The sequence below is a fragment of the Streptomyces sp. NPDC006435 genome, from assembly GCF_040612315.1.
Taxonomy (GTDB): Bacteria; Actinomycetota; Actinomycetes; order Streptomycetales; family Streptomycetaceae; genus Streptomyces.
Genome location: NZ_JBEXPY010000004.1, coordinates 173,643 through 199,745, shown reverse-complemented (window position 1 = coordinate 199,745; position 26,103 = coordinate 173,643). Strand labels below are relative to the sequence as shown.

Genomic DNA, 26,103 nt, shown 5'->3' with positions numbered 1-26,103 from the left:
GGACCCCCGGGCCGTACCATGGCATGAATGCCATCTTCCGACGGGATCGTGCCATGACCGTCCATCGTGTCGTCGTCCTCGCGCTGGACGGGGCGTACCCCTTCGAACTCGGCATCCCGAGCCGGGTCTTCGGCGCGCTCCTGGACCGCTACGAGGTGCTGACCTGCTCCGTCGACGGCGGCCCCGTCGCCACGAACGCGGACTTCTCGGTCACGGTGGGGCACGGGCCCGAGGTGCTCGCCACGGCGGACACGGTGCTGCTGCCGCCCTTCGACATCTCCCGGCTCTCGCGCGAGCTGCCGCCGGGCGCGGGCGAGGCACTCGCGGCCGTACGGCCCGGGGCGCGGATCGTGTCGATCTGCACGGGTGCCTTCGTGCTGGCGGCCGCGGGGCTGCTCGACGGCCGGCCCGCCACCACCCACTGGGCCGTCGCCGACGTCTTCCGCTCCTGGTACCCGCGGGTGGCGCTGGACCCGGACGTGCTGTTCGTGGACGACGGGGACGTGCTGACCTCGGCCGGTGCCGCCTCCGGCGTCGACGTCTGCCTGCACCTCGTACGGCGGGACCACGGCACCGCCGTCGCCAACCACGTGGCCCGGGCCTGCGTCGTGCCGCCCTGGCGGGACGGCGGTCAGGCCCAGTACATCGAGCACCCGGTGCCCCCGGCCGCCGCGAACGGCACGTCGGCCACCCGCCAGTGGGCGCTGGAGAACCTGCACGAACCCCTGACGCTGACGGAGCTCGCGGGGCACGCCCGGATGAGCCTGCGCACCTTCGCGCGCCGCTTCAACGACGAGGTCGGGACGAGCCCCGGCCGCTGGCTGATCCAGCAGCGCGTCTCCCGCGCCCAGCACCTCCTGGAGACCACCGACCTCGCCGTCGACGACATCGCCGGACAGGTCGGCTTCGCCACCGGGACCTCGCTGCGCGAGCACCTGCACGCCGCGATCGGCGTCTCACCGCTCGCGTACCGGCGCACCTTCCGGGGCGCCGGCACGACGGGCCGGACCCTCCCGGACGGAAGGCCCTGGTGCCGGGAGGGGCACTAGATCCAGGTGTCCAGCCACATCCGGTCGCGCCACGAGCCGTCCGGGATCGGGGCGCCGGTGTAGATCGGCCAGAAGTAGATGAAGTTCCAGATGATCAGCAGCACCAGGACGCCCGCCCCGATCGCGCCCAGCGTCCGTCTGCGTTCCATCGCCGGGTCGTCGCCCGCCGGGAGGGCCTCCACCGGGCCGGATCCCGCCGGGCCGGACCCCGTCAGCCCGGACACCGCTCCCGCCCCCGGACCCAGCATCGCGCCGATCATCATCGTCACCGCCAGGCACAGGAACGGCACGAACACGACCGCGTAGAACAGGAAGATCGTCCGCTCCTGGTAGAAGAACCAGGGCAGCCAGCCCGCCGCCACTCCGCACACGATCGCGCCCGCCCGCCAGTCACGGCGGAAGAACCACCGCCACAGCACGTACGCCAGGGCGAAGCACGCCGCCCACCACAGCAGCGGCGTCCCGATGGCCAGCACCTCACGGGCGCACTTGCCGCTGCCCGACGTGGTGCAGCCCGGCTGTTCCTCCCAGAAGTACGAGACGGGCCGGCCGAGCACGATCCAGCTCCAGGGGTTGGACTGGTAGGTGTGGCCGGACGTCAGGTTCACGTGGAACTCGTAGACCTGGTACTCGTAGTGCCACAGGCTGCGCAGCCAGTCCGGCAGCCACGTCCAGTCGCCGCCCTTCCCGTCCGTCGTCGCCCAGTTGCGGTAGTAGCCCTTGCCGGTGACGATCCATCCGGTCCAGGAGACGACGTACGTCAGGATCGCGACCGGCACCGTCGAGACGAAGGCCGGCAGCAGGTCCCGCTTCAGCACCGCCGTGTACGGCCGGATCGCGCCCGCGGTCCGGCGCGCGCCCACGTCCCACAGCACCGTCATCAGACCGAAGGCGGCCAGGATGTACAGGCCGTTCCACTTGGTGGCGAAGGCCAGCCCCAGCATCAGCCCGGCGACGATCCGCCACGGGCGCAGCCCGAGCCGCAGCCCCTCCGCGACCTCCACGTCGGGGCGCAGCACCCCCTCGTCGTCGACCGGCAGCGCGGCGGCCAGCCGGCGCCGTGACCGGTCGCGGTCGATCAGCAGCGCGCCGAACGCCGCCAGCACGAAGAACATCAGCACCAGGTCGAGCAGCGCGGTGCGGCTCATCACGAAGTGCAGCCCGTCCACGGCGAGCAGCGTGCCCGCCAGGCAGCCCAGGAACGTCGAACGGAACAGCCGCCGACCGATCCGGCACAGCATCAGCACCGACAGCGTGCCGAGCACCGCCACCATGAACCGCCAGCCGAACGGCGTGAAGCCGAAGAGCTGTTCACCGAAGCCGATGATCCACTTGCCGACCGGCGGGTGGACCACGTACCCCGGATCGACCGGGATCTCCACCTTCGACGGGTCTTCCAGGATCAGCTTGTCGATGTCCTTGGGCCAGTCGCCCTCGTACCCCTGGTTGACCAGCGCCCAGGAGTCCTTCGCGTAGTACGTCTCGTCGAATATCAGCGCGTGCGGGCTGCCCAGGTTCCAGAACCGCAGCACCCCGGCGACCAGCGCCACCAGCAGCGGTCCGCCCCAGGCCGACCACCGCACCAGGCGCTCGGCCGTCGGCGGGGAGACGCCGAGCACCGCCCACAGCTGGGCGCCGGGCCGGGTGTACGTCGGAACAAGCCGTTCGCGCAGCCCGATGCCGGACCGGGGCGAATGGCCGAAGCGGCGCAGCCGCTGCTGCCAGGATGCCGACTCTTCGCCGTGCGGTTCCCCGGCGTCTTGGCCCTGTCGGGCTTCGGGCGCAGTACTCGTCACCGCGCCATCGTAGGGAACGCGTCTGTGCGAGCGCTGGCGCCCGGGCTGGGAGGATGATTCCTGTGACTGGAACGACTGGAACGCTGGTACTGGCAGGAACCCCCATCGGCGACGTGGCGGACGCCCCGCCGCGGCTCGCCGCCGAGCTGGAGACGGCGGACGTCGTCGCGGCCGAGGACACCCGGAGGCTGCGCCGCCTCACCCAGGCGCTCGGCGTCCACACCACGGGCCGGGTCGTCTCCTACTTCGAGGGCAACGAGGCGGCCCGCACGCCGGAGCTCGTCGAGGCGCTGACCGGAGGGGCCCGGGTCCTGCTGGTCACGGACGCCGGGATGCCGTCCGTCTCCGACCCCGGCTACCGGCTGGTGGCCGCCGCGGTGGAGAAGGACATCAGGGTCACCGCGGTCCCCGGCCCGTCCGCCGTGCTCACCGCGCTCGCCCTCTCCGCGCTGCCCGTCGACCGGTTCTGCTTCGAGGGCTTCCTGCCCCGCAAGGCGGGCGAGCGGCTCGGCAGGCTGCGCGAGGTCGCCGCGGAACGCCGCACGATGGTCTTCTTCGAGTCCCCGCACCGGATCGGTGACACCCTCGCCGCGATGGCCGAAATTCTCGGTGCCGACCGGCGGGCGGCCGTGTGCCGGGAGCTGACCAAGACGTACGAGGAGGTCAAGCGCGGCCCGCTGGGCGAACTGGCGGTCTGGGCGGCCGACGGGGTGCGCGGCGAGATCACCGTCGTCGTCGAGGGCGCGGCCGACACCGGCCCCGGGGAACTGGACGCGGCGGAGCTGGTGCGCAGGGTGCGGGTGCGCGAGGAGGCGGGGGAGCGGCGCAAGGAGGCCATCGCCGCCGTCGCCGCCGAGGCGGGGCTGCCCAAGCGCGAGGTGTTCGACGCGGTCGTCGCGGCAAAGAACGCGGCTCGAACCGGCCCCGAAGAGGGCAAAGGACTATCGTGAAAGGCAAAGCGAGAGCCGCGCGCGGACCCTTTCTGCCACGAGAAGGCCAAAACCGCTCCAACACTCGACAGGGCCCGATGCGCTCCCGCCGGTAAAGGCGTCCACTGGGTCAGGGACGCATTCTCCGGAGTGCTTTGTCCGGCGGACAAAGGAGCAGGGCATGAGCGAGATCGCAGCGACCACCGTGCACGAGGCGTACGCCTTCGCCTGCATGAGGTGCGGGTACGGGTGGGAGCAGGCTTATCAGATAGAGCACCACACCGACGGTTCCAACAACGACTTCGTCATCTACAAGGCGGACGGGGAGCGGGTGCCCTCACCCCTCTCCAGGCCCACCTGCCTGAACTGCGACGGCCACGTGGTCCGGATCATGCGGGCGGGGCGGGTCTCGACCGTCCAGCAGCTGCTCCACAGCCCCCAGCCGTCCCGGCCGCCGATGCCGCCCGTGCCGGCGGACACGACCGGGCAGGGCAGGGCCGACACCCGACGGGCCCGGGCCGCCACCGCCGCACCCTCGGACGCGGGGCGCCACTGGCGCCTGTCCGACCTGCTGCATCCCTTCCACCGCAAATAGACGACCGGCGGGGGCTTCGGACGTACGGCCGTCGGCCCTCGTACGCCCGCCGGTTCTCGCACGGCCGACGGTCCGCGTACGCCCGGCGGTCCCCGTACGGCCGCGGTTCCTGGCACGGCCCGCGGTCCTCGTACGATCGTCGGCATGAGCCGTACCGAAGCCCCGCCGCTGCCCGAACCCCTCCGGGTGCCGGTCGCCGATTCGCACACCCACCTGGACATGCAGGACGGCACCGTCGAGGAGGGCCTGGCCAGGGCCGCCGCGGTGAACGTCACCACCGTGATCCAGGTGGGCTGCGACGTGGCCGGGTCGCGCTGGGCCGCCGAGACCGCCGCCGCGCACGCCTCCGTGCACGCGGCCGTCGCCCTCCACCCCAACGAGGCGCCGCGCATCGTGCACGGCGACCCGGACGGCTGGTCGCGCCAGGGCGCGCGCGAGGCGGGCGGGACGGCCGCGCTGCACGAGGCGCTGGCGGAGATCGACGCGCTGGCCTCCCTCGACCACGTGCGCGGCGTCGGCGAGACCGGACTCGACCATTTCCGCACCGGTCCCGAGGGCATGGCCGCCCAGGAGGAGTCCTTCCGGGCCCACATCGAGATCGCCAAGCGGCACGGCAAGGCGCTGGTCATCCACGACCGCGAGGCGCACGCGGACGTGCTGCGCGTCCTCGCCGACGCGGGCGCCCCCGAGCGGACCGTCTTCCACTGCTACTCCGGCGACGCCGACATGGCCCGGATCTGCGCGGACGCCGGGTACTTCATGTCCTTCGCGGGCAACGTCACCTTCAAGAACGCCCAGCCGCTGCGGGACGCCCTGGCCGTCGCGCCGACGGAGCTGGTGCTGGTCGAGACGGACGCCCCGTTCCTGACCCCCGCCCCGTACCGGGGACGGCCCAACGCCCCCTACCTCGTCCCCGTCACACTGCGCGCGATGGCCGAGGTGAAGGGCCTGGACGAGGACACCCTGGCGGCGGCGATCGCCGACAACACCGCGCGGGCCTTCGACTACTGAGCGGCGGGAGCAAAACGCGGGGCGCCTTACGCTTTACAGGTGAGTACCACTGAGCCCGACGCCCTCCTGGGCCCCGCAGACATCCGCGAGCTGGCCGCGAAGCTGGGCGTGCGCCCGACCAAGCAGCGCGGCCAGAACTTCGTCATCGACGCCAACACGGTCCGCCGGATCGTCCGCACGGCCGAGGTCCGCCCGGACGACGTCGTCGTCGAGGTCGGCCCGGGGCTCGGCTCGCTGACCCTGGCGCTGCTGGAGGCGGCGGACCGGGTCGTCGCCGTGGAGATCGACGACGTGCTGGCGGCGGCGCTGCCGGCCACCGTCGCCGCCCGGATGCCGGAGCGCGCCGACCGCTTCGCCCTGGTGCACTCCGACGCGATGCTGGTCCGGGAGCTGCCGGGCCCGGCGCCGACCGCGCTGGTCGCCAACCTCCCGTACAACGTCGCCGTGCCGGTCCTGCTGACGATGCTGGAGCGCTTCCCGTCCATCGAGCGCACCCTCGTCATGGTCCAGGCCGAGGTGGCCGACCGGCTGGCCGCCCGGCCGGGCAACAAGGTCTATGGCGTGCCGTCGGTGAAGGCCAACTGGTACGCGGAGGTCAAGCGGGCCGGGTCCATCGGGCGCAACGTCTTCTGGCCCGCCCCGAACGTCGACTCCGGACTGGTGTCGCTGGTCCGCCGCACGGAACCGGTCACGACGAGCGCGAGCCGGGCCGAGGTCTTCGCGGTGGTCGACGCGGCCTTCGCCCAGCGCCGCAAGACGCTGCGGGCGGCCCTGTCCGGCTGGGCGGGCTCCGCCCCGGCCGCCGAGGCCGCACTGGTCGCGGCCGGGATCTCGCCGCAGGCCCGCGGCGAGGCGCTGACGGTCGAGGAGTTCGCGGCCATCGCCGAGAACAAGCCGGCCACCGACGCCACCACCGGGGGTGCCGCGTGAGCACGGCCGTCACCGTCCGCGTCCCCGCCAAGGTCAACGTCCAGCTCGCCGTCGGCGCCCCGCGCCCCGACGGCTTCCACGACCTGGCCAACGTCTTCCTCGCCGTCGGCCTGTACGACGAGGTCACCGTCGCCCCCGCCGACGCGCTGCGGATCACCTGCTCCGGCCCGGACGCCGCCCAGGTCCCGCTGGACGCGACGAACCTCGCCGCCCGCGCCGCGATCGAGCTGGCCGAGCGGCACGGCATCGCCCCCGACGTGCACATCCACATCGCCAAGGACATCCCCGTCGCGGGCGGCATGGCGGGCGGCAGCGCCGACGGCGCCGCCGCGCTCCTGGCCTGCGACGCACTGTGGGGCACCGGCGCCACCCGGGACGAGCTGCTCGACATCTGCGCGCGGCTGGGCAGCGACGTCCCGTTCAGCCTGGTCGGTGGCGCCGCCCTCGGTACCGGGCGCGGCGAGAAGCTGACCCCGATCGAGGTCGGCGGCACCTTCCACTGGGTCTTCGCGGTCGCCGACGGCGGACTCTCCACCCCGGCCGTCTACGGCGAGTTCGACCGGCTCACCGCCGGCACGGACGTACCCGCCCCCGTCGCCTCCCCGGCGCTCCTGGACGCGCTGCGCTCCGGCGACACCACCGCGCTCGCCGGCGCCCTGGGCAACGACCTCCAGCCCGCCGCGCTCTCCCTGCGCCCCTCGCTGGCCGACACCCTCGCCGCGGGCACCGGGGCCGGTGCCCTGGCCGCCCTGGTCTCCGGCTCCGGCCCGACCACCGCGTTCCTGGTGTCGGACGAGGAGGCGGCCCGGAAGGTCGCCGACGCGCTGACGGCATCCGGGACGTGCCGCAAGGCGCGCACCGCGGTGTCGCCCGCGCCGGGCGCGCGGGTCGTCTGACGGGTGTGCCGCTACCGCCCGTAGTGGTAGCGGCACGAGGCGATGCGCACCTCGTCCTCGACGACGCGGTACACGAGCCGGTGCTCGTCGCTGATCCTGCGCGACCAGTACCCGTGGAAACCGTGCCGCAGGGGCTCGGGTTTGCCGATGCCCTCGTTCCCGTTGCGGGCGACGTCCTGGAGCAGGGTGTTGATCCGCTTGAGGATCTTCCGGTCCTGGGCCTGCCACCACACGTAGTCCGCCCACGCGGACTCGTGCCAGACGAACTTCATTCGGCGAGCTCCCGCACCGTGCCGCCGCCGCTCTCCAGCTCGTCGATCGCCGCCAGGACGCGACGCGCGTTCTCCGGGCTGCGGTAGAGGTAGGCCGTCTCCTTCATGGCCTCGTACTCGTCGAGCGCCACGATCACCACGGGCTCGTGGCCGGCGCGCGTCACTATGACCTCTTCGCGGTCGTCGACGACGGCGCTCAGGGTCTCGGCGTACTTGGCGCGCGATTCCGTGTAGGTCATGGTGCGCATGTTCGCCTCCCGGCATGTCCGATGTACAGGAACCTGTACGTACGGAAAACCGTACATCCGGGCTCATCGGGCGGCAAGGCCGTCGCGCGGAGCCCCGTCCGCCGCCCCGTACCCTGGGAAGTCGATCGATCCCACGGGGCAGGAGTGAAATGGCCGTCAATCTGGTCAATGTCGAGCAGGTCAGCAAGGTGTACGGCACCCGTGCCCTGCTCGACGGAGTGTCCCTCGGGGTCTCCGAGGGGGACCGGATCGGCGTCGTGGGCCGCAACGGCGACGGCAAGACGACCCTCATCCGGATGCTCGCCCGGCTGGAGGAGGCCGACAGTGGGCGCGTCACCCACAGCGGCGGGCTGCGCCTGGGCGTCCTCACCCAGCACGACTCGCTCGACCCGGAGGCGACCATCCGCCACGAGGTGATCGGCGACCTCGCCGACCACGAGTGGGCGGGCAGCGCCAAGATCCGCGACGTCCTCACCGGGCTCTTCGGCGGGCTCGCGCTGCCGGGCTTCGAGCACGGTCTGGACACCGTCATCGGCCCGCTCTCCGGAGGCGAGCGGCGCCGCATCGCGCTGGCCAAGCTGCTCATCGCCGAACAGGACCTGATCGTCCTCGACGAGCCCACCAACCACCTCGACGTCGAGGGCATCTCCTGGCTGGCCGGCCACCTCCGGGCCCGCCGCTCCGCCCTCGTCTGCGTCACCCACGACCGCTGGTTCCTCGACCAGGTCTGCACCCGCATGTGGGACGTCCAGCGCGGCACGGTCCACGAGTACGAGGGCGGCTACAGCGACTACGTCTTCGCCCGGGCCGAGCGGGAGCGGATCGCCGCGACCGAGGAGGCCAAGCGGCAGAACCTGATGCGCAAGGAGCTGGCCTGGCTGCGCCGCGGCGCCCCGGCCCGCACCTCCAAGCCCCGCTACCGCATCGAGGCGGCCAACGAGCTGATCGCCGACGTGCCGCCGCCGCGCGACACCAGCGAGCTGATGAGGTTCGCCAACGCCCGGCTCGGCAAGACCGTCTTCGACCTGGAGGACGTGACCGTCCAGGCCGGCCCCAAGACGCTGCTCGCCCACCTCACCTGGCAGCTCGGCCCCGGCGACCGGATCGGCCTGGTCGGGGTCAACGGCGCGGGCAAGACCTCGCTGCTGCGGGCGCTGGCCGAGGCGTCCCGCACCCAGGGCGACGTCCAGCCCGCCGCCGGGAAGATCGTCGTCGGCAAGACGGTCAGGCTGGCCTACCTCTCCCAGGACGTCGCCGAGCTCGACCCGAACCTGCGGGTCCTGGAGGCCGTCCAGCAGGTGCGCGACCGGGTCGACCTCGGCAAGGGCCGGGAGATGACCGCCGGCCAGCTCTGCGAGCAGTTCGGCTTCACGAAGGAGAAGCAGTGGACCCCGGTCGGGGACCTCTCGGGCGGTGAGCGCCGACGGCTCCAGATCCTGCGCCTGTTGATGGACGAGCCGAACGTCCTCTTCCTCGACGAGCCCACCAACGACCTGGACATCGAGACCCTGACCCAGCTGGAGGACCTCCTCGACGGCTGGCCCGGGTCGATGGTCGTGATCTCCCACGACCGGTTCTTCATCGAGCGGACCACGGACCGGGTGATGGCACTGCTCGGCGACCGCACGCTGCGGATGCTGCCGCGCGGGATCGACGAGTACCTGGAGCGCAGGCAGCGCATCGAGGAGGCGGCGACCCCCTCCGCCGCGCCCGCGCCGGCCAAGGAGAAGGAGGCCCCCGCCACCGCGACGCCCTCCCCGCAGGCCGCCCGCGCGGCGAAGAAGGAACTCCAGAAGGTCGAGCGGCAGCTCGACAAGATCTCGACGCGCGAGACCACGCTGCACGCCCAGATCGCGGAGCACGCCACGGACTTCGAGAAGGTGGCGAAGCTCGACGCGGAGCTGCGCGAACTGGTCGCCGAGCGCGACGAGTTGGAGATGCGCTGGCTCGAACTGGCCGAGGACGCCTGACCGTCGGGATCCTGCCGGGCGGCCGGTGGGGCGTGCTTCGACGTGGCCGTTGGGGCTGGTGGGGCGGGTGGTAGAAAGAAACCTTGCCCCGGCACCTCAGCCGGACGGTCCGTACGAAGCATCAAGGGGGACGCGCCGATGACCCAGCCGCCCGGCCAGCAACCGCCGCAGGGAGGCTTCGGGGCTCCGTACGAGCCCCCGGCGGGGTCGGACCAGCCGTCACCCACCGCACCACCGGCCCCGGCCCCGGCCCCCGGGCCGGGGTACGGCCCGGCGCAGCCCGGCCCGTACGGCACCTCCGGACAACCCGGCCCCTACAACGCGCCCGTGCAGCCGGGCCCGTACAACGCCCCCGCGCAGCCCGGCCCGTACAACGCGCCCACGCAGCCCGGTCCGTACAACGCTCCGACCCAGCCCGGTCCGTACAACGCGCCCACGCAGCCGGGCCCGTACAACCTCCCCACGCAGACCGCGCCGTACGGCGGTCCGGGGCAGCCCGGAGGGCCGGCGGGGAACGGCGGCGGGTTCTTCCGGGGCAGGCGGGGAGTGGTCGTCGGTGCCGTCCTCGCCGTGGTGCTGCTGGCCGGGGGCGGCGTGTGGCTGGCCGTCGGCGGGGACGACGGGAAGAAGTCCGGGGCGAACGGGAGCACCGGCGCCGACCAGGGCTCCTCGTCCGGCGGGAAGGGCGGCGGGAAGAACGACAAGTCCGGTGCCGAGGACGAGGGAGAGACCGCGGCCGAGCGCGCGAGCGCGCTGCGCGCGGAGGCCGCCGGGATCAACGCCAAGCGGAAGCCCGGCGAGGCGAAGGCCCTCTGGCTCCAGGAGGGCGGCGTCGACCTGCCGCGCAACGGCTCCGACGTGTACGGGCCCTGGATCGTCGGCGACACCGTCGTGAAGGCGATGTACCGCACGGTCTCCGGCTACTCCGTCGTCGACGGCAGGCAGAAGTGGGCGCTGAAGCTGCCGTCGACCATGTGCGCGGCCCCCTCGCAGGCCACCGCCGACGGCAGGATCGTCCTCGGCGTCATGAGCGGCAGCGGCATCGAGGCGGCCTGCGACGCGCTCCAGATGGTCGACCTCAACACCGGCAAGGCGGGCTGGTACAAGAAGTACAAGCGGGTGGGCGCCTGGGACGGACTCTCCGACCCCGCGATGGCGATCAACGGGGACACCGTGACCGTCGGGCGCAAGACCAGGACGGACGCCTTCCGGGTCTCCGACGGCAAGGTGCTCTTCGGTGAACTGCCGGGCAACTGCCAGCCGTTCGGCTTCGCGAGCGGCCCGGTCGCGGTCGCCGCGGCCAGCTGCCAGACGGCGGCCGACGACCACAAGGAACAGCAGGTCGAGCGGATCGACCCGGTCACCGGCAAGGTCCTGTGGACCTACAAGGTCAAGAAGGGCTGGGAGATCTCGCAGTTCTACTCGGTCAGTCCGCTGGTCGTCTCCCTGCGGAAGCCGGAGGAGGAGAAGTGGGCCGTCCTCCTGCTCAACGACAACGGGACCTACCGTTCCCAGCTGGTCGGTGACGACCCGAACTACCGGACCCGGTGCGACACCGACTTCCTCACCTCCGGCAAGGCCCTCGACGGCTGCCTGGGCGTGACGGCCGACGAGCACGGCGTCTACATGGCGACCGAGCCCGAGTCCGGAGTCGACCCCGCCAACAAGATCGTCGCCTTCGACCTGGCCACCGGCAAGGTCAAGTGGAAGGCGGACTCCCCGGCCGGGCAGACCCTGATGCCGATGCGGGTGGAGGGCGGCAGACTGCTGATGCATCTGGGCGCGGCACAGGGCAAGGGCGGCGGCATCATGTCCCTCCCGCCGACCGGCGGCACCCCGCAGACGGTGCTGCGGCACCCGGCGTCGGGAGCCGGCGCCGAACGGGAACTCTTCGAGCCCAAGGTCGCCTACGCGGGCGGGCGCTCCTTCGTCGTGTCCTCCAGCATCAGCGGCGTCGAGGACGGCGACGAGGAGAAGGCCAAGTCCATGGGGGTCTACGGCAACTGACGAGCCGGGGCGCACGAGCCGGGGCGCGGCAGGGCGTCGGAAGCACGCTCCCCGGCGTTCCCCGGGGCGTAACGGAGGCATTACGGGGCGGTTCTCCCTTGGGAACAGGGAATGGACCGACCCGGTGCCCCGGGTGTTGCGGGTGGTACAAAGAAGGCCCGCTCGACTGACGCAACGCCGCGGGATCCATGCCCGATTCGCTCCATTCCAAAGGGTTCGGGGGTTTTGGCCCCGGAGGCTCCGAGGGATCGCGGGGGAGATCGGAACGGGCACAGGACCGCACGAAGGGGGACGTGCTGATGACCCAGCCGCCCAGCCAGCAACCGCCGCAGGGCGGCTTCGGCGCGCCGCAGGAGCCGCAGGGAACGCCGCAGCCGCCCCAGGGTCCGCCGCAGACGCCGCCCCAGCCCGGCTACGGACATCCGCAGGCGCCCGGTCAGGCCCCCGGCTACGGCTATCCGCAGCAGCCGGGCCAGCAGCCCGGACCGTACGCCCAGCAGCCCGGCCCCTACGGTCAGCAGCCGGGACCGTACGGCCAGCAGCAGCCCGGCCCGTACGCCCAGCAGCCGGGACCGTACGCCCAGCAGCCCGGCCCCTACGGTCAGCAGCCCGGCCCCTACGCCCAGCCGCAGCAGTACCCCGGCGCCCCGACCCCCGGCGGGCCGGGCGGCGGCGGTGCCAGGCGCAAGCCCGCGATCATCATCGGTGCCGCGGCGGTCGCGCTCCTGGTGATCGGCGGCGGCATCTTCTTCGCCATGAGCGGTGACGACAAGAAGAAGGACCCCGTCGCCCAGGAGAGCAAGGGCGCCGAGCCCAGCGGCTCGCCCTCCGTGAACGAGGGCAACGGCAACGGCGACGGCGACGGCGGCGGCGACGAGGACCTCAACGCCGGCCGCAAGAAGGGCGAGGCGAAGGTCCTCTGGCTCCAGAAGAACGACATCGACCTGCCCCGCAACGGCTCCGACGTCCGCGGCCCCTGGGTGGTCGGTGACACGATCGTCAAGGGCATGTACCGCACGGTCTCCGGCTACTCCGTCGGCGACGGCAAGCAGAAGTGGACGCTGAAGCTGCCCGCCGACCTGTGCGCGGCACCCGCCCAGCCCGCCGCCAACGGCAAGATCGTCATCGGCGTCAAGAACGGCACCACCGACAAGGCCGACTGCGCGGACCTTCAGATGATCGACCTCAACACCGGCAAGGCCGGCTGGAAGAAGTCGATCAAGAAGAACGGCACCTGGGACTTCCTCTCGGACATCTCCCTCGCCATCAGCGGCGACACGGTGACGGTCGGGCGCACCGGCAACTCCAACGCCTACCGGGTCAGCGACGGCAAGGAGCTGTTCGGCAAGCAGTCGGGCAACTGCCAGCCGTTCGCCTTCGCCGGCGGCCCCAAGCTGATCGCCGCCTCCAACTGCCGCACCGGCGACGTCGACAACCCGCAGCACCAGATCCAGGAACTGGACCCGGCCACCGGCAAGGCCAAGTGGACGTACCAGCCCAAGCGCGGCTGGGAGATCGACAAGGTCTACTCGGTCACCCCGCTCGTGGTCTCCCTGAAGAAGGAAAAGGAGTGGAGCATCCTCGCCCTGAAGGAGAACGGGCAGCTCCGCACCGGCATCACCAGCGACAAGGGCGACAAGTTCGCACCGGACTGCGGCAGCGCCTTCGCGATCTTCGGGAAGTCCCTCGACGGCTGCACCGGTGTCGCCGCCGACGCCAACACCTTCTACATGGCCACCGCTCCGGACTCCAGCGGCCTCGCCCGCACCAACAAGGTCGTCGCCTTCGACCTGAACACCGGCAAGTCCAAGTGGAAGGCCGCGGCCCCCAGCGAGCGCGTGGTGAAGCCGCTGCGCATGGAGGGCGGCAACGTGCTGCTCTACGTGGAGGCGGGCTTCAACAAGGGCGGGGGGATCGCCACCCTCGCGCCGACCGGCGGCACCCCGAAGATGCTGCTCCAGCACCCCGTGTCGACGTCCGAGATCGAGAGCACCTTCTACAACTCGAAGGTCGTCTACGCGGACGGCCGCTCCTTCATCGCGAGCGGCCGGGTCAGCGCCAGGAACGACAAGGAAGAGCTGGAGACGAAGACCATGATGGCCTTCGGCAACTGACGGCTCACCGAGCCCTCGACGGCGACACCGAGCCGTCGGACCCGACGCCTCACGACCGGCAGCGGCCGGAGCACCACCGACCGCTGCCGGCCCCGACCCACCGACTCCCTTTCCCCCCGAGGTACGCACGCCATGACGCAGCCGCCCCAGCCGCCCAACGATCCGCCGCAGGGCGGATTCGGCGCCCCGCAGGACCCGCCGCAGGGCGGGTTCGGTGCTCCGCAGGACCCGCCGCCCGGTGGGTTCGGCGCTCCCGCTCAGCCGCCCGCCGACCCGCTGGCCAAGCAGCCGGACACCCCGCCCGCGGGCGGGGGCTTCGGTGCTCCCACCCCGCCGCCCGCGGGCGGGGGCTTCGGCGCGCCGACCCCGCCGCCCGCCGCCGGGCAGCCCACGCAGCCCGCGCAGCCCGCGCAGCCCGGTGTCCCGCAGCCGCCGGCCGGCTACGGCTACCCGCAGACCGGGGCCCCGCAGCAGGGGTACGGCTACCCGCAGACCCAGCAGGGCTACGGCTACCCGCAGGCGCCCGTGCCCGGACAGCCGCAGCAGGGCTACGGCTTCCCGCAGGGCATGCCGCCCGGCCAGCCGCCGCAGCAGGGCTACGGCTACCCGACCACGCCGATGCAGCAGCAACAGCCGTACCCGCCGCAGCAGAACGGCACCGGCGGCAAGAAGTTCACCACCCAGATGCAGATCATCGTCGCCGCAGCGGTCGCCGTGGTGCTGATCGTGGGCGGCGGCGTCTGGTACGCCGCCTCCGGCGACGACGACAAGACGGACAAGACGTCCCAGGCCGGCGGCACCACCGGCGGCAAGGGCGGCACCGAGAACGGCGGCGCCCTCGGGGGCGGCGGCAAGGAGAAGGCCCCGGACGACCCCAAGTCCAAGGTCGCCTTCCAGCTCCCGCTGCCGAAGGTCACCGACGTCACCAGGGTCGACGGCTCCTGGCTGACCGACAAGGCGTACGTGAAGACCGGGCTGAACGAGATCGTCGGCTACGACCCGGTCAAGGGCACCAAGCTGTGGTCCATCCCGCTGGCGGGCCAGCTCTGCGCCGCCTCGCGGCACATGACCAAGGACTACAAGACCGCGATCGCCTTCCAGGAGAGCAAGCCCACCAAGCAGACCAAGTACCCGTCGTGCAACCAGGTCGGCGCGCTCGACCTGAGCACCGGCAAGATGCTGTGGAGCAAGTCGATCACCGCCGCCACCAGCGGTGACGCGGCGGTCAGGTTCGACGAGATCACGGTCAGCGGCGACGTGGTCGCCGCGGGCGGCACCGAGGGCGGCGCCGGCTTCGACCTGAAGACCGGTGCCGAGCGCTGGAAGCCCAGGGCCAGCACCGACGGCTGCTACGACAAGGGGTACGGCGGCGGCGAGGCGCTCGTGGCGGTCCGCAAGTGCGGCTCGTACGACGACCCGCAGCTCGTCATCCAGGCGCTGAACCCGGCCGACGGGGCCCCGATCTCCTCGTACAAGATGCCGCCCGGCGTCGACTACGCGAGCGTCGTCTCCACCAAGCCGCTGGTCGTCGCGGCCGACGTCGGCGACACCGCCGGCGACGGCAGCGGCATCTCGGACTTCTTCTCCATCGACGCCTCCACCGGCAAGCTGCTCACCCGGATCGCGGCGGACGCCGAGAAGTACGCCGCGCGCTGCGCCTCCACCAAGGTCGAGAGCTGCAGCCAGCTCGCCGTCGGCAACAACCGCATCTACGTGCCGACCGAGGACCACGAGGGCACCGGCGAGTACGGCGACACCAACGAGATCGTCTCCTTCGACCTCAAGACCGGCAAGCCGACCGGTGACCGCGCCGACGCGGGCGACCGCTACACGATGTTCCCGATCCGCATGGACGGCGGCAACATCATCGCGTACCGGGTGCCCCCGTACGACAAGGGCGGCCAGGTCGTCTCCATCGACGGCGGCACGTTCAAGCAGACGGTGCTGATGGAGAACCCGAGCGACGAGTCGATCCGTGACGCGGAGACCAGCTTCACGCCGGACTACTCCGAGTTCCTCTACAACGACGGGCGCCTGTACCTGTCGAGCATGATGGTCAGCAAGCCGCACGGCTCGCTGGACGAGGACCGCCGCCTGGTGGTCGCTTTCGGCCGGGGCTGAGCGGCCGGCCGCACGGACGAGGGGGTGGTGCCCGCAGGACGGGCACCACCCCCTCGTGCGTCCCGGGAGCCCCTGATCAGGCGTTGGAGTCGTCGAACGGCGCGTACATGACCTTGGACGAGACGCAGGACAGGACCGTGGTCCCCTCCATCCTGCAGAGCTCGATCCAGGCCGAGGCGATCCAGCCGCCGGGGTTGGCGTAACTGTCCCCGGCCCAGCCGGTCCCGTTGCCCGTGGAGACCCGGTGCAGCGGGAAGTAGTGGGTACCGGCGTCCCCCTTGGTGATCAGCCGGACGCCGACCGAGTGGCCGTCGGCGGCCGTGTCCTTCACGGACATGTACAGCGGGTTGAGCTGGTAGGGGTTGAGCCGCCACTGGGCCTTCACATAGGCGTAGCCCCACGACGTCTCCACGCTGGAGGTGGTGACGGTGTTGGTGGCGGCCGCCGCGTTCCCGGTGAACACGGGGGCCGCGAGCGCGGCGCACGCGGCCGCGGCGACGAGCAGGGTCTTCTTCAGGCGCATGGGTTGCTCCGGGTTTTCCGATGAACAGGCCACGACGATTGGCGGAAAACTATCGGTCCGCAATGGTCGGCAGGCAGATTACAACGGGGCCCGTTCGGACATGGCACACCATCAATCGGTCCCGAACGTAAGGGGAGTCGGCGATCCGGAGCCTTTTGGCCGGTAAGAGGCCCGCGACGTCGAACAAGCGTGTAGCTTGCCGGGGCAGGAAGGCCGGGGGGCCCGGTGCGACCGGTGGCTACGGGGGTGTGTTCGATGGGCGTGCGGCTCATGGTGGTCGACGACCACAGACTGCTCGCCGAGGCACTCGCCTCGGCGCTGAAACTGCGGGGCCACCGGGTCCTCGCGGCGGCCGCGCCGACGGCGGGAGCGGCGGAACTGGTGGTCAGCAGGGCCCCGGAGGTCTGCCTGTTCGGCACCGCGACCCCCGCCGAACCCGGCGCCTTCGACCCGATCGTGCGCATCCGGCGCGAACGCCCGCAGGTGGCCGTCGTGGTGCTCGGCCCGGTGCCCAGCCCCCGGGGGATCGCGGCGGCCTTCGCCGCGGGCGCCGCGGGGTACGTCCGCCACGACGAACGCATGGAGGGCGTCGAGCGGGCCATGGCCAAGGCGCGGGCCGGCGAGGCGGCGGTGGCGCCGCAGCTCCTCCGGAGCGCCTTCGCCGAACTGCTCAACCCCGCCGCCGCGCCGGACGACGAGGGGCAGCGGCTGCTGCGGCTGCTCACCCCGCGCGAGGTCGAGGTCCTGATGCGGATCGCCGAGGGCGAGGACACCCGCCGGATCGCGGCCGGGATGCGGATCGCGCCGAGCACCGCGCGCACGCACGTGCAGCGGGTGCTGATGAAGCTGGGCGTCGGCTCCCGGCTGGAGGCCGCGGCGCTCGCGGCCCGTACCGGACTGCTGGACCGCGCGGCACCGGACGGCCGGCCGGACCCGCTGCTCCCCTGAGCCGTCCCCGGACCGCTGCTCCCCCGAGCCGTCCTTCCCGGGCCTGCTTCCGCTTCCTCAGGAACGAACAAACTCCGAACTCCGAACCGCACAGGCGCGCCGTGCCCGGCACATGTCCGCCCGCGATTGCCCGCAGCTGTCCGCAGTTGCCCGGCGCCGACCACTCATTGACGCACCTGTTGGTTTGTGGTTCATTGTGTTCGGTTATGTTTGGAGGAATCTGGTGAAGAAGACGGTCACGACGCTCGCCGACGGCCGGGAGCTGATCTACTACGACAGCCGCGACGACACGGTGCGCGAGGCCGTCGACCGGCGCCCCCTGGACCCCGTGTCGACCTCGTCCGAGATCCGCCGCGACCCGTTCCTCGGGGACAGCGTCGCCATCGCCTCGCACCGCCAGGGGCGCACCTACCACCCGCCGGCCGACGAGTGCCCGCTCTGCCCCTCGCAGGACGGCAGGCTGAGCGAGATCCCCGAGGCGGACTACGACGTCGCCGTCTTCGAGAACCGGTTCCCCTCGCTCGCCGGCGACTCCGGCCGCTGCGAGGTCGTCTGCTTCACCTCCGACCACGACGCCTCGTTCGCCGACCTCACCGAGGAACAGGCCGCCCTGGTCCTGGAGGCCTGGACCGACCGCACCGCCGAACTCGCCGAACTCCCGCAGGTGCAGCAGGTGTTCTGCTTCGAGAACCGGGGCGCCGAGATCGGCGTCACGCTCGGCCACCCGCACGGCCAGATCTACGGCTACCCCTTCGTCACCCCGCGCACCGAGCTGATGTTCCGCTCGATGGCCGCCCACCGCGCCGAGACCGGGGGCAACCTCTTCGACGACGTCGTGGCCCGGGAGGAGAAGGACGGCTCGCGGATCGTCATCGAGGCCGAGCACTGGATCGCCTTCGTGCCGTACGCGGCGCACTGGCCGTACGAGGTCCACCTCCACCCCCGCCGCCGCGTCCCCGACCTGCGGGAACTCGACGAGGCGGCACGCACGGAATTCCCACAGGTTTATCTGGAACTCTTGAGGCGATTCGACCGGATCTTCGGCCCCGGAGAGCCGCCGACCCCGTACATCGCGGCCTGGCACCAGGCCCCGTTCGGGGTCCCCGGGCGGGAGGAGTTCGGGCTCCATCTGGAGCTTTTCACCATCCGACGCACCTCCGGCAAGCTGAAGTTCCTCGCGGGTTCCGAGTCCGGCATGAACGTGTTCATCAACGACGTGCCGCCGGAGGCCGCGGCCCAGCGACTGCGAGAGGTAGCCAGCCAGTGAGCAAGCCCCAGAAGAAATACCTGGTCACCGGCGGTGCGGGATACGTCGGCAGCGTGGTGGCCCAGCACCTGCTGGAGGCCGGCCACGCGGTCACCGTCCTCGACGACCTGTCGACCGGGTTCAGGGAAGGCGTCCCGGCCGGGGCCGAGTTCGTCGAGGGCCGCATCCAGGACGCCGCGAAGTGGCTGGACGCCTCCTACGACGGGGTGCTGCACTTCGCCGCGTACTCCCAGGTCGGCGAGTCCGTCGCGGACCCGGAGAAGTACTGGGTGAACAACGTCGCCGGGTCCGTCGCACTGCTCGCCGCGATGCGCGACGCCGGGGTGCGCACCCTGGTCTTCTCCTCCACCGCCGCCACCTACGGGGAACCGGCCACCACCCCCATCACCGAGTCGGACGCCACCGCGCCCACCAACCCCTACGGCGCCACCAAGCTCGCCGTCGACCACATGATCACCGGTGAGGCGGCCGCGCACGGCCTGGCCGCGGTCTCGCTGCGCTACTTCAACGTGGCCGGCGCGTACGGCAGTTGTGGGGAACGGCACGACCCCGAGTCGCACCTGATCCCGCTGGTCCTCCAGGTCGCCCTCGGCCGGCGCGAGTCGATCTCCGTGTACGGCGACGACTACCCGACCCCCGACGGCACCTGCGTCCGCGACTACATCCACGTCGCCGACCTCGCCGAGGCCCACCTGCTGGCCCTGGACGCCGCCACCGCGGGCGAGCACCTGATCTGCAACCTCGGCAACGGCAACGGGTTCTCCGTCCGCGAGGTGGTCGAGACGGTCCGCGAGGTCACCGGCCACCCCGTCCCGGAGGTCGTGGCCCCGCGCCGGGCCGGCGACCCCGCCGTGCTGGTCGCCTCCGCCGACACCGCCAGGAAGCGGCTCGGCTGGACCCCCTCCCGCCCCGACCTGACCGGAATCGTCGCCGACGCCTGGGCGTTCGCCCGCCGAGAGGAAACCGCCGCATCATGACCGGGAACAGCGAACCGGCCGCCTCCTCCGCCGAGTTGGCCGCCTCCTTCGTCGAGTTGTACGGCAGGGAGCCCGAGGGGATCTGGGCCGCCCCCGGCCGGGTCAACCTGATCGGCGAGTACACCGACTTCAACGACGGCTTCGTGATGCCGCTCGCGCTGCCGCACACCGCACGCGCGGCCGTGGCCCGCCGCACCGACGGCGAACTGCGGCTCCACTCCACCGACGTGCCCGGCGGCGTCGTCCGGCTCCGGGTCGACGAACTGGCCCCGGGACAGGGGCACGGCTGGGCCGCGTACCCGGCCGGGGTCGTCTGGGCGCTGCGCGAGGCGGGACACCGGGTCACCGGCGCGGACATCCAGCTGACCTCCACCGTCCCCACCGGCGCCGGACTGTCCTCCTCCGCCGCGCTGGAGACCGTCACCGCGTTCGCCCTGAACGACCTGTTCGGGCTCGGCCTCACCGCACCGGAGCTGGCGGTGCTCGGCCAGCGCGCCGAGAACGTCTTCGTCGGCGTGCCGTGCGGGGTCATGGACCAGATGGCGTCCGCCTGCTGCACCGAGGGCCACGCCCTGCACCTCGACACCCGCGACCTCACCCGGCGCCAGGTCCCCTTCGACCTGCCCGCCCACGGGCTGCGGCTGCTGGTGGTCGACACCCGGGTCAAGCACGAACTCGGCGACGGCGCCTACGCCGAACGACGGGCCGGCTGCGAGGCCGGGGCCGCGGCGCTCGGCCTGCGGACGCTGCGCGAGCTGCCGTACGAGGGCCTCGCCGAGGCCCTGGACACCCTGGCCGATTCCGGCGCGGACGAGTCCGTGGTGCGCTACGTGCGCCATGTGGTCAGCGACAACGAGCGGGTCGAGCGGGTCATCGCGCTGCTCGACGCCGGTGACGTGCGGGCCGTGGGCCCGGTCCTCGACGCCGGGCACGTCTCGCTCCGGGACGACCTGCGGGTCTCCTGCACCGAACTGGACCTGGCGGTGTCGGCGGCGGTCGGGGCCGGTGCGCTCGGCGCCCGGATGACCGGCGGCGGCTTCGGCGGCTCGGCGATCGTGCTGGTGGAGGAGGACCGTGCGGACGCGGTCGCCGACGCCGTGCGGGAGGCGTTCGCCGCGGCGGGACACACCGCGCCGGGCATCTTCCCGGCGGTGCCCTCGGCGGGCGCCCGCCGTCTCGTCTGAACCTCACGCACCCCTCACGCCACACAGGTCACCCCCGAACACCCGAACGACACCGGCCAGTTCTGCGAATTGCCTTCCGTCGGGGCCCGTCGGCCTTACTCTGATGCACAGCACCGGTGGGGGCCGGTGCTGATTCAGGGGTACGAGACAGTCGGGTACGGCGCCCGGGGCGGGTGGCAGTCGACAACACGGCGGCGGCCGTGGGACTGCGGTCCAACTCCCCGAACCGGGCACCGTACCCGTACTGATCTGTCCCTTCGAAAGGGCCCGGGAGCGGCCCGGGAACAGACGTGGCATGGGGGTGCCTGTGGTTCGTATCCGGGTTCTCGTGGTGGACGACCACCGAATTTTCGCCGAATCGCTCGCGGCGGCGCTCACGGCCGAGCCCGACGTCGACGTGGCGGCCGCGGGCAGCGGCCCCGCCGCCCTGCGCTGCCTGGAACGGGCCACCGCGGAGGGCCGCGGCTACGACGTGGTGCTGGTCGACGCCGAACTGGGCGCGCTCGCCCCGGGAGTCCGGCCCGCGCCCGTCCCGGTGCCGAACGGCGGGGAGAACGCCCCGGTGGACGGCCTCTCCCTGGTCGCCGGGGTCCACATCGCCCGGCCCGCGGTGCGCACGGTGGTGCTCGCCGAGAGGGACGACCCGCACCGGGCCGCGCTGGCCCTCCAGGCCGGGGCCTCGGGCTGGGTCGCCAAGGACTGCTCGTTACAACGGCTGCTGGCGGTCGTGCGCGGCGTGCTGCGGGGCGAGACGCATCTGCCCCCCGCCCTGCTCACGGGCGTGCTGAAGGAGCTGACCGCGGCGCGCAAGCACCGCACCGAGAGCGAGCGGCTGGTCGAGTCGCTGACCCCGCGCGAGCGCGAGGTGCTGCGCTGCATGGTGGCGGGGCTGGGGCGCAAGGCGGTGGCGGAGCGGCTGTTCCTCTCCCCGCACACGGTCCGCACCCATATGCAGAACGTCCTGGGGAAGCTGGGCGTGCACTCCACGCTGGCCGCCGTCGCGCTGGCCCGGCGGGCGGGCGTGGGACCGGCCGAGACGGCCCCGGCGCTAACCGGGGATGTTGTCGAACGGAGCGGTCAACTGGCGTAGCAGGCCCGCCAGTTCGCCCCGCTGCCGGGTGGAGAGCTCGCTCAGGATGGCGCGCTCCTGGGCGAGCAGGCCGGCCAGCGACTGGTCGGCCTTGTCGCGCCCCTCGGCGGTGAGCCGGACGAGCACGCCGCGGCGGTCGTTAGGGTCGGGGAGCCGCTCGACGAGATTCTTCTTGGTGAGCCGGTCGATGCGGTTGGTCATCGTGCCGGAGGTGACCAGGGTCTGGGTGAGCAACTGGCCGGGGGAGAGCTGATAGGGGGCGCCGGCGCGGCGCAGGGAGGTCAGCACGTCGAACTCCCACGGTTCGAGATCGTGCTCGGAAAAGGCGATCCGGCGGGCCCGGTCCAGATGACGGGCCAGGCGGGAGACGCGACTGAGCACCTCGAGTGGTTCCACGTCGAGGTCGGGGCGCTCCCGGCGCCATGCAGCGACCAATCGGTCGACCTCGTCCTCCATGTGGATCAGTGTAGAGGGTCTGTCGACATGAAGTCTCTTGAAACCGAGTCTCTCGTAATCGAGTTTCTCGAAATCAAGTGTCTTGACATCAAGAGAGTTGTGGCGTGATCCTGACTGCCATGACCTCACCCACCTGGGACCCGCGGCAGTACCTGCGCCACGCGGACCACCGCACCCGCCCCTTCCACGACCTCCTGGCCCGGATCCCCGACCCGCCCGCTCCCGCGCCCCGGATCGCCGACCTCGGCTGCGGAGCGGGGAACGTCACCGCGCTCCTCGCCGACCGCTGGCCCCGGGCCCGCGTCACCGGCTACGACAACTCCCCGCAGATGCTCGAACGGGCCGGGGCCCACGCCGGCCCCCTCCTCGACTTCGCCGAGGCCGACGCCACGACCTGGACCCCCGACGAGCCGTACGACCTGATCGTCTCCAACGCCCTGCTCCAGTGGGTGCCGGACCACGTCGCCCGCTTCCCCGACTGGCTGGACGCGATCACCCCCGGCGGGACGTTCGCCCTCCAGGTCCCCGGCAACTTCGACCAGCCCACCCACGTCCTGATGCGGGAGCTCGCCGACTCCCCGCGCTGGCGCGACCGCCTGGGCGGCACGCTCCGCCACGCCGACGCGGTCCTCGCCCCCGCCGCCTACCTCGACGCCCTGACCGGCCCCGGCGTCACGGCGGACGTCTGGGAGACCACGTACCTGCACCTGCTGCACGGCGAGGACCCGGTGCTCGACTGGGTCAAGGGCACCGGCCTGCGCCCCGTCCTGACCGCCCTCGCCGACGACCCCGACGCCCGCGAGGCGTTCCTCACCGAGTACCGCGACCTGCTGCGCGCCGCCTACCCGGCCGGCCCGCACGGCACGGTCCTCCCGTTCCGCCGGATCTTCGCCGTCGCCCACAGGGAGAAGTGATGATCGCCGCCCTCGACCACGTACAGCTCGCCGCCCCGCAGGGCTCGGAGGACGCCCTGCGCGCGTACTACGCGGGCGTCCTCGGCATGACGGAGATCCCCAAGCCACCGGTGCTCGCGGCCCGCGGCGGCTGCTGGTTCGGCGCCGGACCGGTCCAGCTCCACATCGGCGTCGAACAGGACTTCCGCCCCGCGAGGAAGGCCCACCCCGGACTGCGCGTCACGGACATCGAGGCGTTCGCGGCCCGACTGGAGGAACGGGGCGCCGAGGTCCACTGGGACGGCGACCTGCCCGGCCACCGGCGCTTCTACAGCCACGACCCGGTGGGCAACCGCCTGGAGTTCCTGGAACCGACGGACGGGTGACCTCCGGCCGGGTCACAGCGCGTCCAGCGCCTCCCGCGTGATGTCGACGTCGACCGGGAACGGCACGGCCGTCTTGAGCCGGGCGTGGTGGATGCCCGTGAGCGCGTACGTCCCGGACACCGGATCCAGCTCGTACACCCGCACCACCGGGTGGTTGTCGGTGCCGGCCACGTCGACCAGCCAGAAGTTCGGAATACCGGCCGCCGCGTACTTCCGGGGCTTGGCGTCGCGGTCACGGGCCTCGGAGTCCGGCGAGACGACCTCGACGGCGAGCAGCAGGTCGGCGGCGTGGAAGCGGGTCTGCTCGGGGCCGGTGACCGCGTCGGAACGGACGACGGAGATGTCGGGCTCGGGACCGTTGTGCCGGTCCAGCACTACTGTCATCTCGCGCTCGGCCTTCAGATCGGCCGGGATCGTGGCACGCAGGCCGTTCATCAGCAGGTCGACCATCATGCTGTGGAAGATCTGCTGCGGACCGGAGAACACCAGGCTCCCGTCGAGCAACTCGGTGTGCGGCGGGAGATCGGGCAAGGCGAACAGGTCGTCCACCGTGTATCCGTCCTGGGGCGGCACCGGCCAGCGGTTGCTGTGCCCGGCGATCGGCTCGGCGGTCATGGTTCCCCCATGGACGGGATTCTCGGCCCTACGGACCACAGTAGGGGCCGCTTCCCCCGGCCGTCATCGCAACGGGTGACCGGCCCCCGTTCAGCTCTTGCGGTGCCCTATCAGGCGGGGCTTCGACTCCAGGTTCTCCAGGCCGTGCCAGGCCAGGTTCACCAGGTGGGCCGCCACCTCCGACTTCTTCGGCTTGCGGGCGTTCACCCACCACTGGCCGGTCAGCGCGACCATGCCCACCAGGGCCTGGGCGTACAGCGGGGCCAGCTTCGGGTCGAAGCCGCGGGCCTTGAACTCCAGCCCCAGGATGTCCTCCACCTGGGTGGCGATGTCGCTGATCAAGGAGGCGAAAGTGCCCGTGGACTGGGCCACCGGCGAATCGCGGACCAGGATGCGGAAGCCGTCCGTGTACGTCTCGATGTAGTCCAGCAGGGCGAACGCGGCCTGCTCCAGCAGCTCCCGCGGATGGCCCGCCGTCAGCGCGCTCGTCACCATGTCGAGGAGCCGGCGCATCTCGCGGTCCACCACCACCGCGTACAGGCCCTCCTTGCCGCCGAAGTGCTCGTAGACCACCGGCTTGGACACCCCGGCGCGCGAGGCGATCTCCTCGACCGACGTCCCCTCGAAGCCCTTGTCGGCGAACAGGGTGCGGCCGATGTCCAGCAACTGCTCGCGGCGTTCCTTGCCCGTCATCCGCACCCTGCGGGTGCGCCGGGAGGACGTGCGGTTCTTCTCGCTGCTGGTACTGGAATCGGTCGCCACGTCGTCAATCATGCCGCGTCGGCGCGCGCACGGTCGCGCCGGGCGTCGATACGGCGGGACTCGATCCGGGCGGAGTCCGGCCAGCGCACGTCGTGCGCCCAGCCCAGCTTCTCGAACCAGCGGATCAACCGGGCACTCGAATCGATCTGACCCCGCATCACGCCGTGCCGGGCGCTCGTCGGATCGGCGTGGTGCAGGTTGTGCCAGGACTCGCCGCAGGACAGCACCGCGAGCCACCACACGTTCCCCGACCGGTCACGGGACTTGAACGGCCGCCTGCCGACCGCGTGGCAGATCGAGTTGATCGACCAGGTGACGTGGTGCAGCAGGGCCACCCGTACCAGCGACCCCCAGAAGAAGGCCGTCGCCGCACCCCACCACGACATCGTCACCAGCCCGCCGACCAGCGGCGGAAGCGCCAGCGACACGATCGTGAAGGTCATGAAGTGGCGGGAGACGCCACGGATCGCCGGATCCTTGATCAGATCGGGGGCGTACTTCTGCTGCGGCGTCTGCTCCTCATCGAACATCCATCCGATGTGGGCCCACCACAGGCCCTTCATCAACGCCGGCACGCTCTCGCCGAAACGCCACGGCGAATGCGGATCACCCTCCGCGTCCGAGAAACGGTGATGCTTGCGGTGATCGGCCACCCACCGCACCAGCGGCCCCTCCACGGCCAGCGAACCCGCCACCGCGAGCGCGATCCGCAACGGCCGCTTCGCCTTGAAGGAACCATGGGTGAAGTAACGGTGGAAACCGATCGTGATCCCGTGGCAGCCGATGAAGTACATCGCCACGAGCAGGCCCAGATCGAGCCAGCTCACCCCGCGGCCCCAGGCCAGCGGCACCGCCGCGACCAGCGCCACGAACGGCACCACGATGAACAGCAGGAGGGCGACCTGCTCGATGGTCCGCTTGTTGTCCCCGCCGAGCGTGGCGGAGGGAAGAGCCTGATCACCGACCGCCGACGGCTGCGCGTCGTCGATCACGGTGGGGCTGGTGTTCATGGGGGGTCCCCCGGGGAAGAGGAATACGAGGACAGCTCTGGCTACGCTTCCGTA

The 26,103-nt window shown here is 71.9% G+C and carries 25 protein-coding genes; 17 read left to right on the top strand and 8 right to left on the bottom strand.

What is annotated here, in order from left to right:
• Nucleotides 1-53: 53 nt before the first annotated feature.
• Complete coding sequence (locus tag ABZZ04_RS06895; RefSeq protein WP_356931126.1) at nucleotides 54-1,049, top strand: helix-turn-helix domain-containing protein; 996 nt, start codon at nucleotides 54-56, stop codon at nucleotides 1,047-1,049.
• Here the strand turns inward: ABZZ04_RS06895 and ABZZ04_RS06890 are convergent.
• A complete protein-coding gene (locus ABZZ04_RS06890; protein ID WP_356931125.1) occupies nucleotides 1,046-2,845 on the bottom strand; it encodes a phospholipid carrier-dependent glycosyltransferase in 1,800 nt (599 codons plus the stop codon). The two genes, ABZZ04_RS06895 and ABZZ04_RS06890, sit on opposite strands and share 4 nt — an antisense overlap.
• Nucleotides 2,846-2,898: 53 nt before the next feature.
• Between ABZZ04_RS06890 and rsmI the strand changes: the two genes are divergently transcribed.
• The 5 genes from rsmI to ABZZ04_RS06865 all read left to right on the top strand — a co-directional run bounded on the left by rsmI (nucleotide 2,899) and on the right by ABZZ04_RS06865 (nucleotide 7,206).
• On the top strand, nucleotides 2,899-3,795 hold the full coding sequence (rsmI, locus tag ABZZ04_RS06885; RefSeq protein ID WP_356931124.1) for a 16S rRNA (cytidine(1402)-2'-O)-methyltransferase: 897 nt from the start codon (nucleotides 2,899-2,901) through the stop codon (nucleotides 3,793-3,795).
• Between the two features lie 160 nt (nucleotides 3,796-3,955).
• Nucleotides 3,956-4,369, top strand: coding sequence for a hypothetical protein (locus tag ABZZ04_RS06880; RefSeq protein WP_356931123.1), 414 nt, complete (start codon nucleotides 3,956-3,958; stop codon nucleotides 4,367-4,369).
• Between the two features lie 144 nt (nucleotides 4,370-4,513).
• Complete coding sequence (locus ABZZ04_RS06875; RefSeq protein ID WP_356931122.1) at nucleotides 4,514-5,380, top strand: TatD family hydrolase; 867 nt, start codon at nucleotides 4,514-4,516, stop codon at nucleotides 5,378-5,380.
• 39 nt (nucleotides 5,381-5,419) lie between these two features.
• Nucleotides 5,420-6,310, top strand: a complete 891-nt coding sequence (gene rsmA / locus ABZZ04_RS06870; protein ID WP_356931121.1) for a 16S rRNA (adenine(1518)-N(6)/adenine(1519)-N(6))-dimethyltransferase RsmA — start codon at nucleotides 5,420-5,422, stop codon at nucleotides 6,308-6,310.
• Complete coding sequence (locus ABZZ04_RS06865) at nucleotides 6,307-7,206, top strand: 4-(cytidine 5'-diphospho)-2-C-methyl-D-erythritol kinase (RefSeq protein ID WP_356931120.1); 900 nt, start codon at nucleotides 6,307-6,309, stop codon at nucleotides 7,204-7,206. The genes rsmA and ABZZ04_RS06865 overlap by 4 nt, the downstream gene beginning before the upstream one ends.
• Nucleotides 7,207-7,217: 11 nt before the next feature.
• Here ABZZ04_RS06865 and ABZZ04_RS06860 read toward each other — a convergent pair whose 3' ends face one another.
• Together ABZZ04_RS06860 and ABZZ04_RS06855 are read right to left on the bottom strand one after the other, a co-directional pair.
• Nucleotides 7,218-7,478: a Txe/YoeB family addiction module toxin gene (locus ABZZ04_RS06860; protein WP_356931119.1), complete on the bottom strand. Its 261-nt coding sequence runs from the start codon at nucleotides 7,476-7,478 to the stop codon at nucleotides 7,218-7,220.
• Nucleotides 7,475-7,726: a type II toxin-antitoxin system prevent-host-death family antitoxin gene (locus ABZZ04_RS06855; protein WP_356931118.1), complete on the bottom strand. Its 252-nt coding sequence runs from the start codon at nucleotides 7,724-7,726 to the stop codon at nucleotides 7,475-7,477. Before ABZZ04_RS06855 ends, ABZZ04_RS06860 begins: the two co-directional genes overlap by 4 nt.
• A 149-nt stretch (nucleotides 7,727-7,875) precedes the next feature.
• Here ABZZ04_RS06855 and ABZZ04_RS06850 point away from each other — a divergent pair, with 149 nt between their 5' ends.
• The 4 genes from ABZZ04_RS06850 (at nucleotide 7,876) to ABZZ04_RS06835 (ending at nucleotide 15,938) form a co-directional block, all read left to right on the top strand.
• Nucleotides 7,876-9,696 carry an ABC-F family ATP-binding cassette domain-containing protein gene (locus ABZZ04_RS06850; protein ID WP_356931117.1) on the top strand — a complete coding sequence of 607 codons (1,821 nt, stop codon included), beginning with the start codon at nucleotides 7,876-7,878 and terminating at the stop codon, nucleotides 9,694-9,696.
• Between the two features lie 138 nt (nucleotides 9,697-9,834).
• Nucleotides 9,835-11,703, top strand: a complete 1,869-nt coding sequence (locus ABZZ04_RS06845; protein ID WP_356931116.1) for a PQQ-binding-like beta-propeller repeat protein — start codon at nucleotides 9,835-9,837, stop codon at nucleotides 11,701-11,703.
• 299 nt (nucleotides 11,704-12,002) lie between these two features.
• Entirely contained in the window at nucleotides 12,003-13,817 is a 1,815-nt protein-coding gene (locus ABZZ04_RS06840; protein WP_356931115.1) for a PQQ-binding-like beta-propeller repeat protein, read from the top strand.
• 132 nt (nucleotides 13,818-13,949) lie between these two features.
• The gene (locus ABZZ04_RS06835; RefSeq protein WP_356931114.1) at nucleotides 13,950-15,938 is read left to right on the top strand and encodes a PQQ-binding-like beta-propeller repeat protein; all 1,989 of its coding nucleotides are present in this window, start codon (nucleotides 13,950-13,952) and stop codon (nucleotides 15,936-15,938) included.
• A 76-nt stretch (nucleotides 15,939-16,014) separates the two neighbouring features.
• Here ABZZ04_RS06835 and ABZZ04_RS06830 read toward each other — a convergent pair whose 3' ends face one another.
• Nucleotides 16,015-16,461 carry a hypothetical protein gene (locus ABZZ04_RS06830; protein WP_356931113.1) on the bottom strand — a complete coding sequence of 149 codons (447 nt, stop codon included), beginning with the start codon at nucleotides 16,459-16,461 and terminating at the stop codon, nucleotides 16,015-16,017.
• Nucleotides 16,462-16,716: 255 nt separating this feature from the next.
• Here ABZZ04_RS06830 and ABZZ04_RS06825 point away from each other — a divergent pair, with 255 nt between their 5' ends.
• The 5 genes from ABZZ04_RS06825 to ABZZ04_RS06805 all read left to right on the top strand — a co-directional run bounded on the left by ABZZ04_RS06825 (nucleotide 16,717) and on the right by ABZZ04_RS06805 (nucleotide 21,927).
• A complete protein-coding gene (locus ABZZ04_RS06825; protein WP_356931112.1) occupies nucleotides 16,717-17,409 on the top strand; it encodes a LuxR C-terminal-related transcriptional regulator in 693 nt (230 codons plus the stop codon).
• A 223-nt stretch (nucleotides 17,410-17,632) separates the two neighbouring features.
• Nucleotides 17,633-18,676 carry a galactose-1-phosphate uridylyltransferase gene (galT, locus tag ABZZ04_RS06820; protein ID WP_356931111.1) on the top strand — a complete coding sequence of 348 codons (1,044 nt, stop codon included), beginning with the start codon at nucleotides 17,633-17,635 and terminating at the stop codon, nucleotides 18,674-18,676.
• Nucleotides 18,673-19,653, top strand: coding sequence for a UDP-glucose 4-epimerase GalE (gene galE, locus ABZZ04_RS06815; protein ID WP_356931110.1), 981 nt, complete (start codon nucleotides 18,673-18,675; stop codon nucleotides 19,651-19,653). The genes galT and galE overlap by 4 nt, the downstream gene beginning before the upstream one ends.
• Entirely contained in the window at nucleotides 19,650-20,837 is a 1,188-nt protein-coding gene (galK, locus tag ABZZ04_RS06810; RefSeq protein WP_356931109.1) for a galactokinase, read from the top strand. The genes galE and galK overlap by 4 nt, the downstream gene beginning before the upstream one ends.
• Nucleotides 20,838-21,144: 307 nt before the next feature.
• Nucleotides 21,145-21,927, top strand: a complete 783-nt coding sequence (locus ABZZ04_RS06805; RefSeq protein WP_356931272.1) for a response regulator transcription factor — start codon at nucleotides 21,145-21,147, stop codon at nucleotides 21,925-21,927.
• Here ABZZ04_RS06805 and ABZZ04_RS06800 read toward each other — a convergent pair.
• Nucleotides 21,886-22,383, bottom strand: coding sequence for a MarR family transcriptional regulator (locus ABZZ04_RS06800; RefSeq protein WP_148836520.1), 498 nt, complete (start codon nucleotides 22,381-22,383; stop codon nucleotides 21,886-21,888). The two genes, ABZZ04_RS06805 and ABZZ04_RS06800, sit on opposite strands and share 42 nt — an antisense overlap.
• A gap of 119 nt (nucleotides 22,384-22,502) precedes the next feature.
• Here ABZZ04_RS06800 and ABZZ04_RS06795 point away from each other — a divergent pair, with 119 nt between their 5' ends.
• Together ABZZ04_RS06795 and ABZZ04_RS06790 are read left to right on the top strand one after the other, a co-directional pair.
• A complete protein-coding gene (locus ABZZ04_RS06795) occupies nucleotides 22,503-23,297 on the top strand; it encodes a trans-aconitate 2-methyltransferase (protein WP_356931108.1) in 795 nt (264 codons plus the stop codon).
• Nucleotides 23,297-23,662, top strand: coding sequence for a VOC family protein (locus ABZZ04_RS06790; RefSeq protein ID WP_356931107.1), 366 nt, complete (start codon nucleotides 23,297-23,299; stop codon nucleotides 23,660-23,662). Before ABZZ04_RS06795 ends, ABZZ04_RS06790 begins: the two co-directional genes overlap by 1 nt.
• A gap of 12 nt (nucleotides 23,663-23,674) precedes the next feature.
• On the opposite strand, the gene ABZZ04_RS06785 is transcribed toward ABZZ04_RS06790, so the two are convergent.
• The 3 genes from ABZZ04_RS06785 to ABZZ04_RS06775 form a co-directional block, all read right to left on the bottom strand.
• Nucleotides 23,675-24,277 (bottom strand): Uma2 family endonuclease, encoded by a 603-nt coding sequence (locus ABZZ04_RS06785; protein ID WP_356931106.1) that lies wholly within the window; start codon nucleotides 24,275-24,277, stop codon nucleotides 23,675-23,677.
• Between the two features lie 90 nt (nucleotides 24,278-24,367).
• Complete coding sequence (locus ABZZ04_RS06780; protein ID WP_356931105.1) at nucleotides 24,368-25,051, bottom strand: TetR/AcrR family transcriptional regulator; 684 nt, start codon at nucleotides 25,049-25,051, stop codon at nucleotides 24,368-24,370.
• Entirely contained in the window at nucleotides 25,048-26,049 is a 1,002-nt protein-coding gene (locus ABZZ04_RS06775; protein WP_356931104.1) for a fatty acid desaturase, read from the bottom strand. The genes ABZZ04_RS06780 and ABZZ04_RS06775 overlap by 4 nt, the downstream gene beginning before the upstream one ends.
• Nucleotides 26,050-26,103: the final 54 nt, after the last annotated feature.

Bases quoted from the DNA above. Each gene is read 5' to 3' on its own strand.
- ABZZ04_RS06830 (WP_356931113.1), bottom strand. From the start codon at position 16,461: ATGCGCCTGAAGAAGACCCTGCTCGTCGCCGCGGCCGCGTGCGCCGCG.
- ABZZ04_RS06775 (WP_356931104.1), bottom strand. From the start codon at position 26,049: ATGAACACCAGCCCCACCGTGATCGACGACGCGCAGCCGTCGGCGGTC.
- ABZZ04_RS06785 (WP_356931106.1), bottom strand. From the start codon at position 24,277: ATGACCGCCGAGCCGATCGCCGGGCACAGCAACCGCTGGCCGGTGCCG.
- ABZZ04_RS06800 (WP_148836520.1), bottom strand. From the start codon at position 22,383: ATGGAGGACGAGGTCGACCGATTGGTCGCTGCATGGCGCCGGGAGCGC.
- ABZZ04_RS06860 (WP_356931119.1), bottom strand. From the start codon at position 7,478: ATGAAGTTCGTCTGGCACGAGTCCGCGTGGGCGGACTACGTGTGGTGG.
- ABZZ04_RS06825 (WP_356931112.1), top strand. From the start codon at position 16,717: ATGGGCGTGCGGCTCATGGTGGTCGACGACCACAGACTGCTCGCCGAG.
- ABZZ04_RS06855 (WP_356931118.1), bottom strand. From the start codon at position 7,726: ATGCGCACCATGACCTACACGGAATCGCGCGCCAAGTACGCCGAGACC.
- ABZZ04_RS06875 (WP_356931122.1), top strand. From the start codon at position 4,514: ATGAGCCGTACCGAAGCCCCGCCGCTGCCCGAACCCCTCCGGGTGCCG.
- ABZZ04_RS06895 (WP_356931126.1), top strand. From the start codon at position 54: ATGACCGTCCATCGTGTCGTCGTCCTCGCGCTGGACGGGGCGTACCCC.
- ABZZ04_RS06835 (WP_356931114.1), top strand. From the start codon at position 13,950: ATGACGCAGCCGCCCCAGCCGCCCAACGATCCGCCGCAGGGCGGATTC.
- galK (WP_356931109.1), top strand. From the start codon at position 19,650: ATGACCGGGAACAGCGAACCGGCCGCCTCCTCCGCCGAGTTGGCCGCC.
- ABZZ04_RS06845 (WP_356931116.1), top strand. From the start codon at position 9,835: ATGACCCAGCCGCCCGGCCAGCAACCGCCGCAGGGAGGCTTCGGGGCT.
- ABZZ04_RS06790 (WP_356931107.1), top strand. From the start codon at position 23,297: ATGATCGCCGCCCTCGACCACGTACAGCTCGCCGCCCCGCAGGGCTCG.
- ABZZ04_RS06840 (WP_356931115.1), top strand. From the start codon at position 12,003: ATGACCCAGCCGCCCAGCCAGCAACCGCCGCAGGGCGGCTTCGGCGCG.
- rsmI (WP_356931124.1), top strand. From the start codon at position 2,899: ATGATTCCTGTGACTGGAACGACTGGAACGCTGGTACTGGCAGGAACC.
- ABZZ04_RS06880 (WP_356931123.1), top strand. From the start codon at position 3,956: ATGAGCGAGATCGCAGCGACCACCGTGCACGAGGCGTACGCCTTCGCC.
- ABZZ04_RS06850 (WP_356931117.1), top strand. From the start codon at position 7,876: ATGGCCGTCAATCTGGTCAATGTCGAGCAGGTCAGCAAGGTGTACGGC.
- ABZZ04_RS06795 (WP_356931108.1), top strand. From the start codon at position 22,503: ATGACCTCACCCACCTGGGACCCGCGGCAGTACCTGCGCCACGCGGAC.
- ABZZ04_RS06780 (WP_356931105.1), bottom strand. From the start codon at position 25,051: ATGATTGACGACGTGGCGACCGATTCCAGTACCAGCAGCGAGAAGAAC.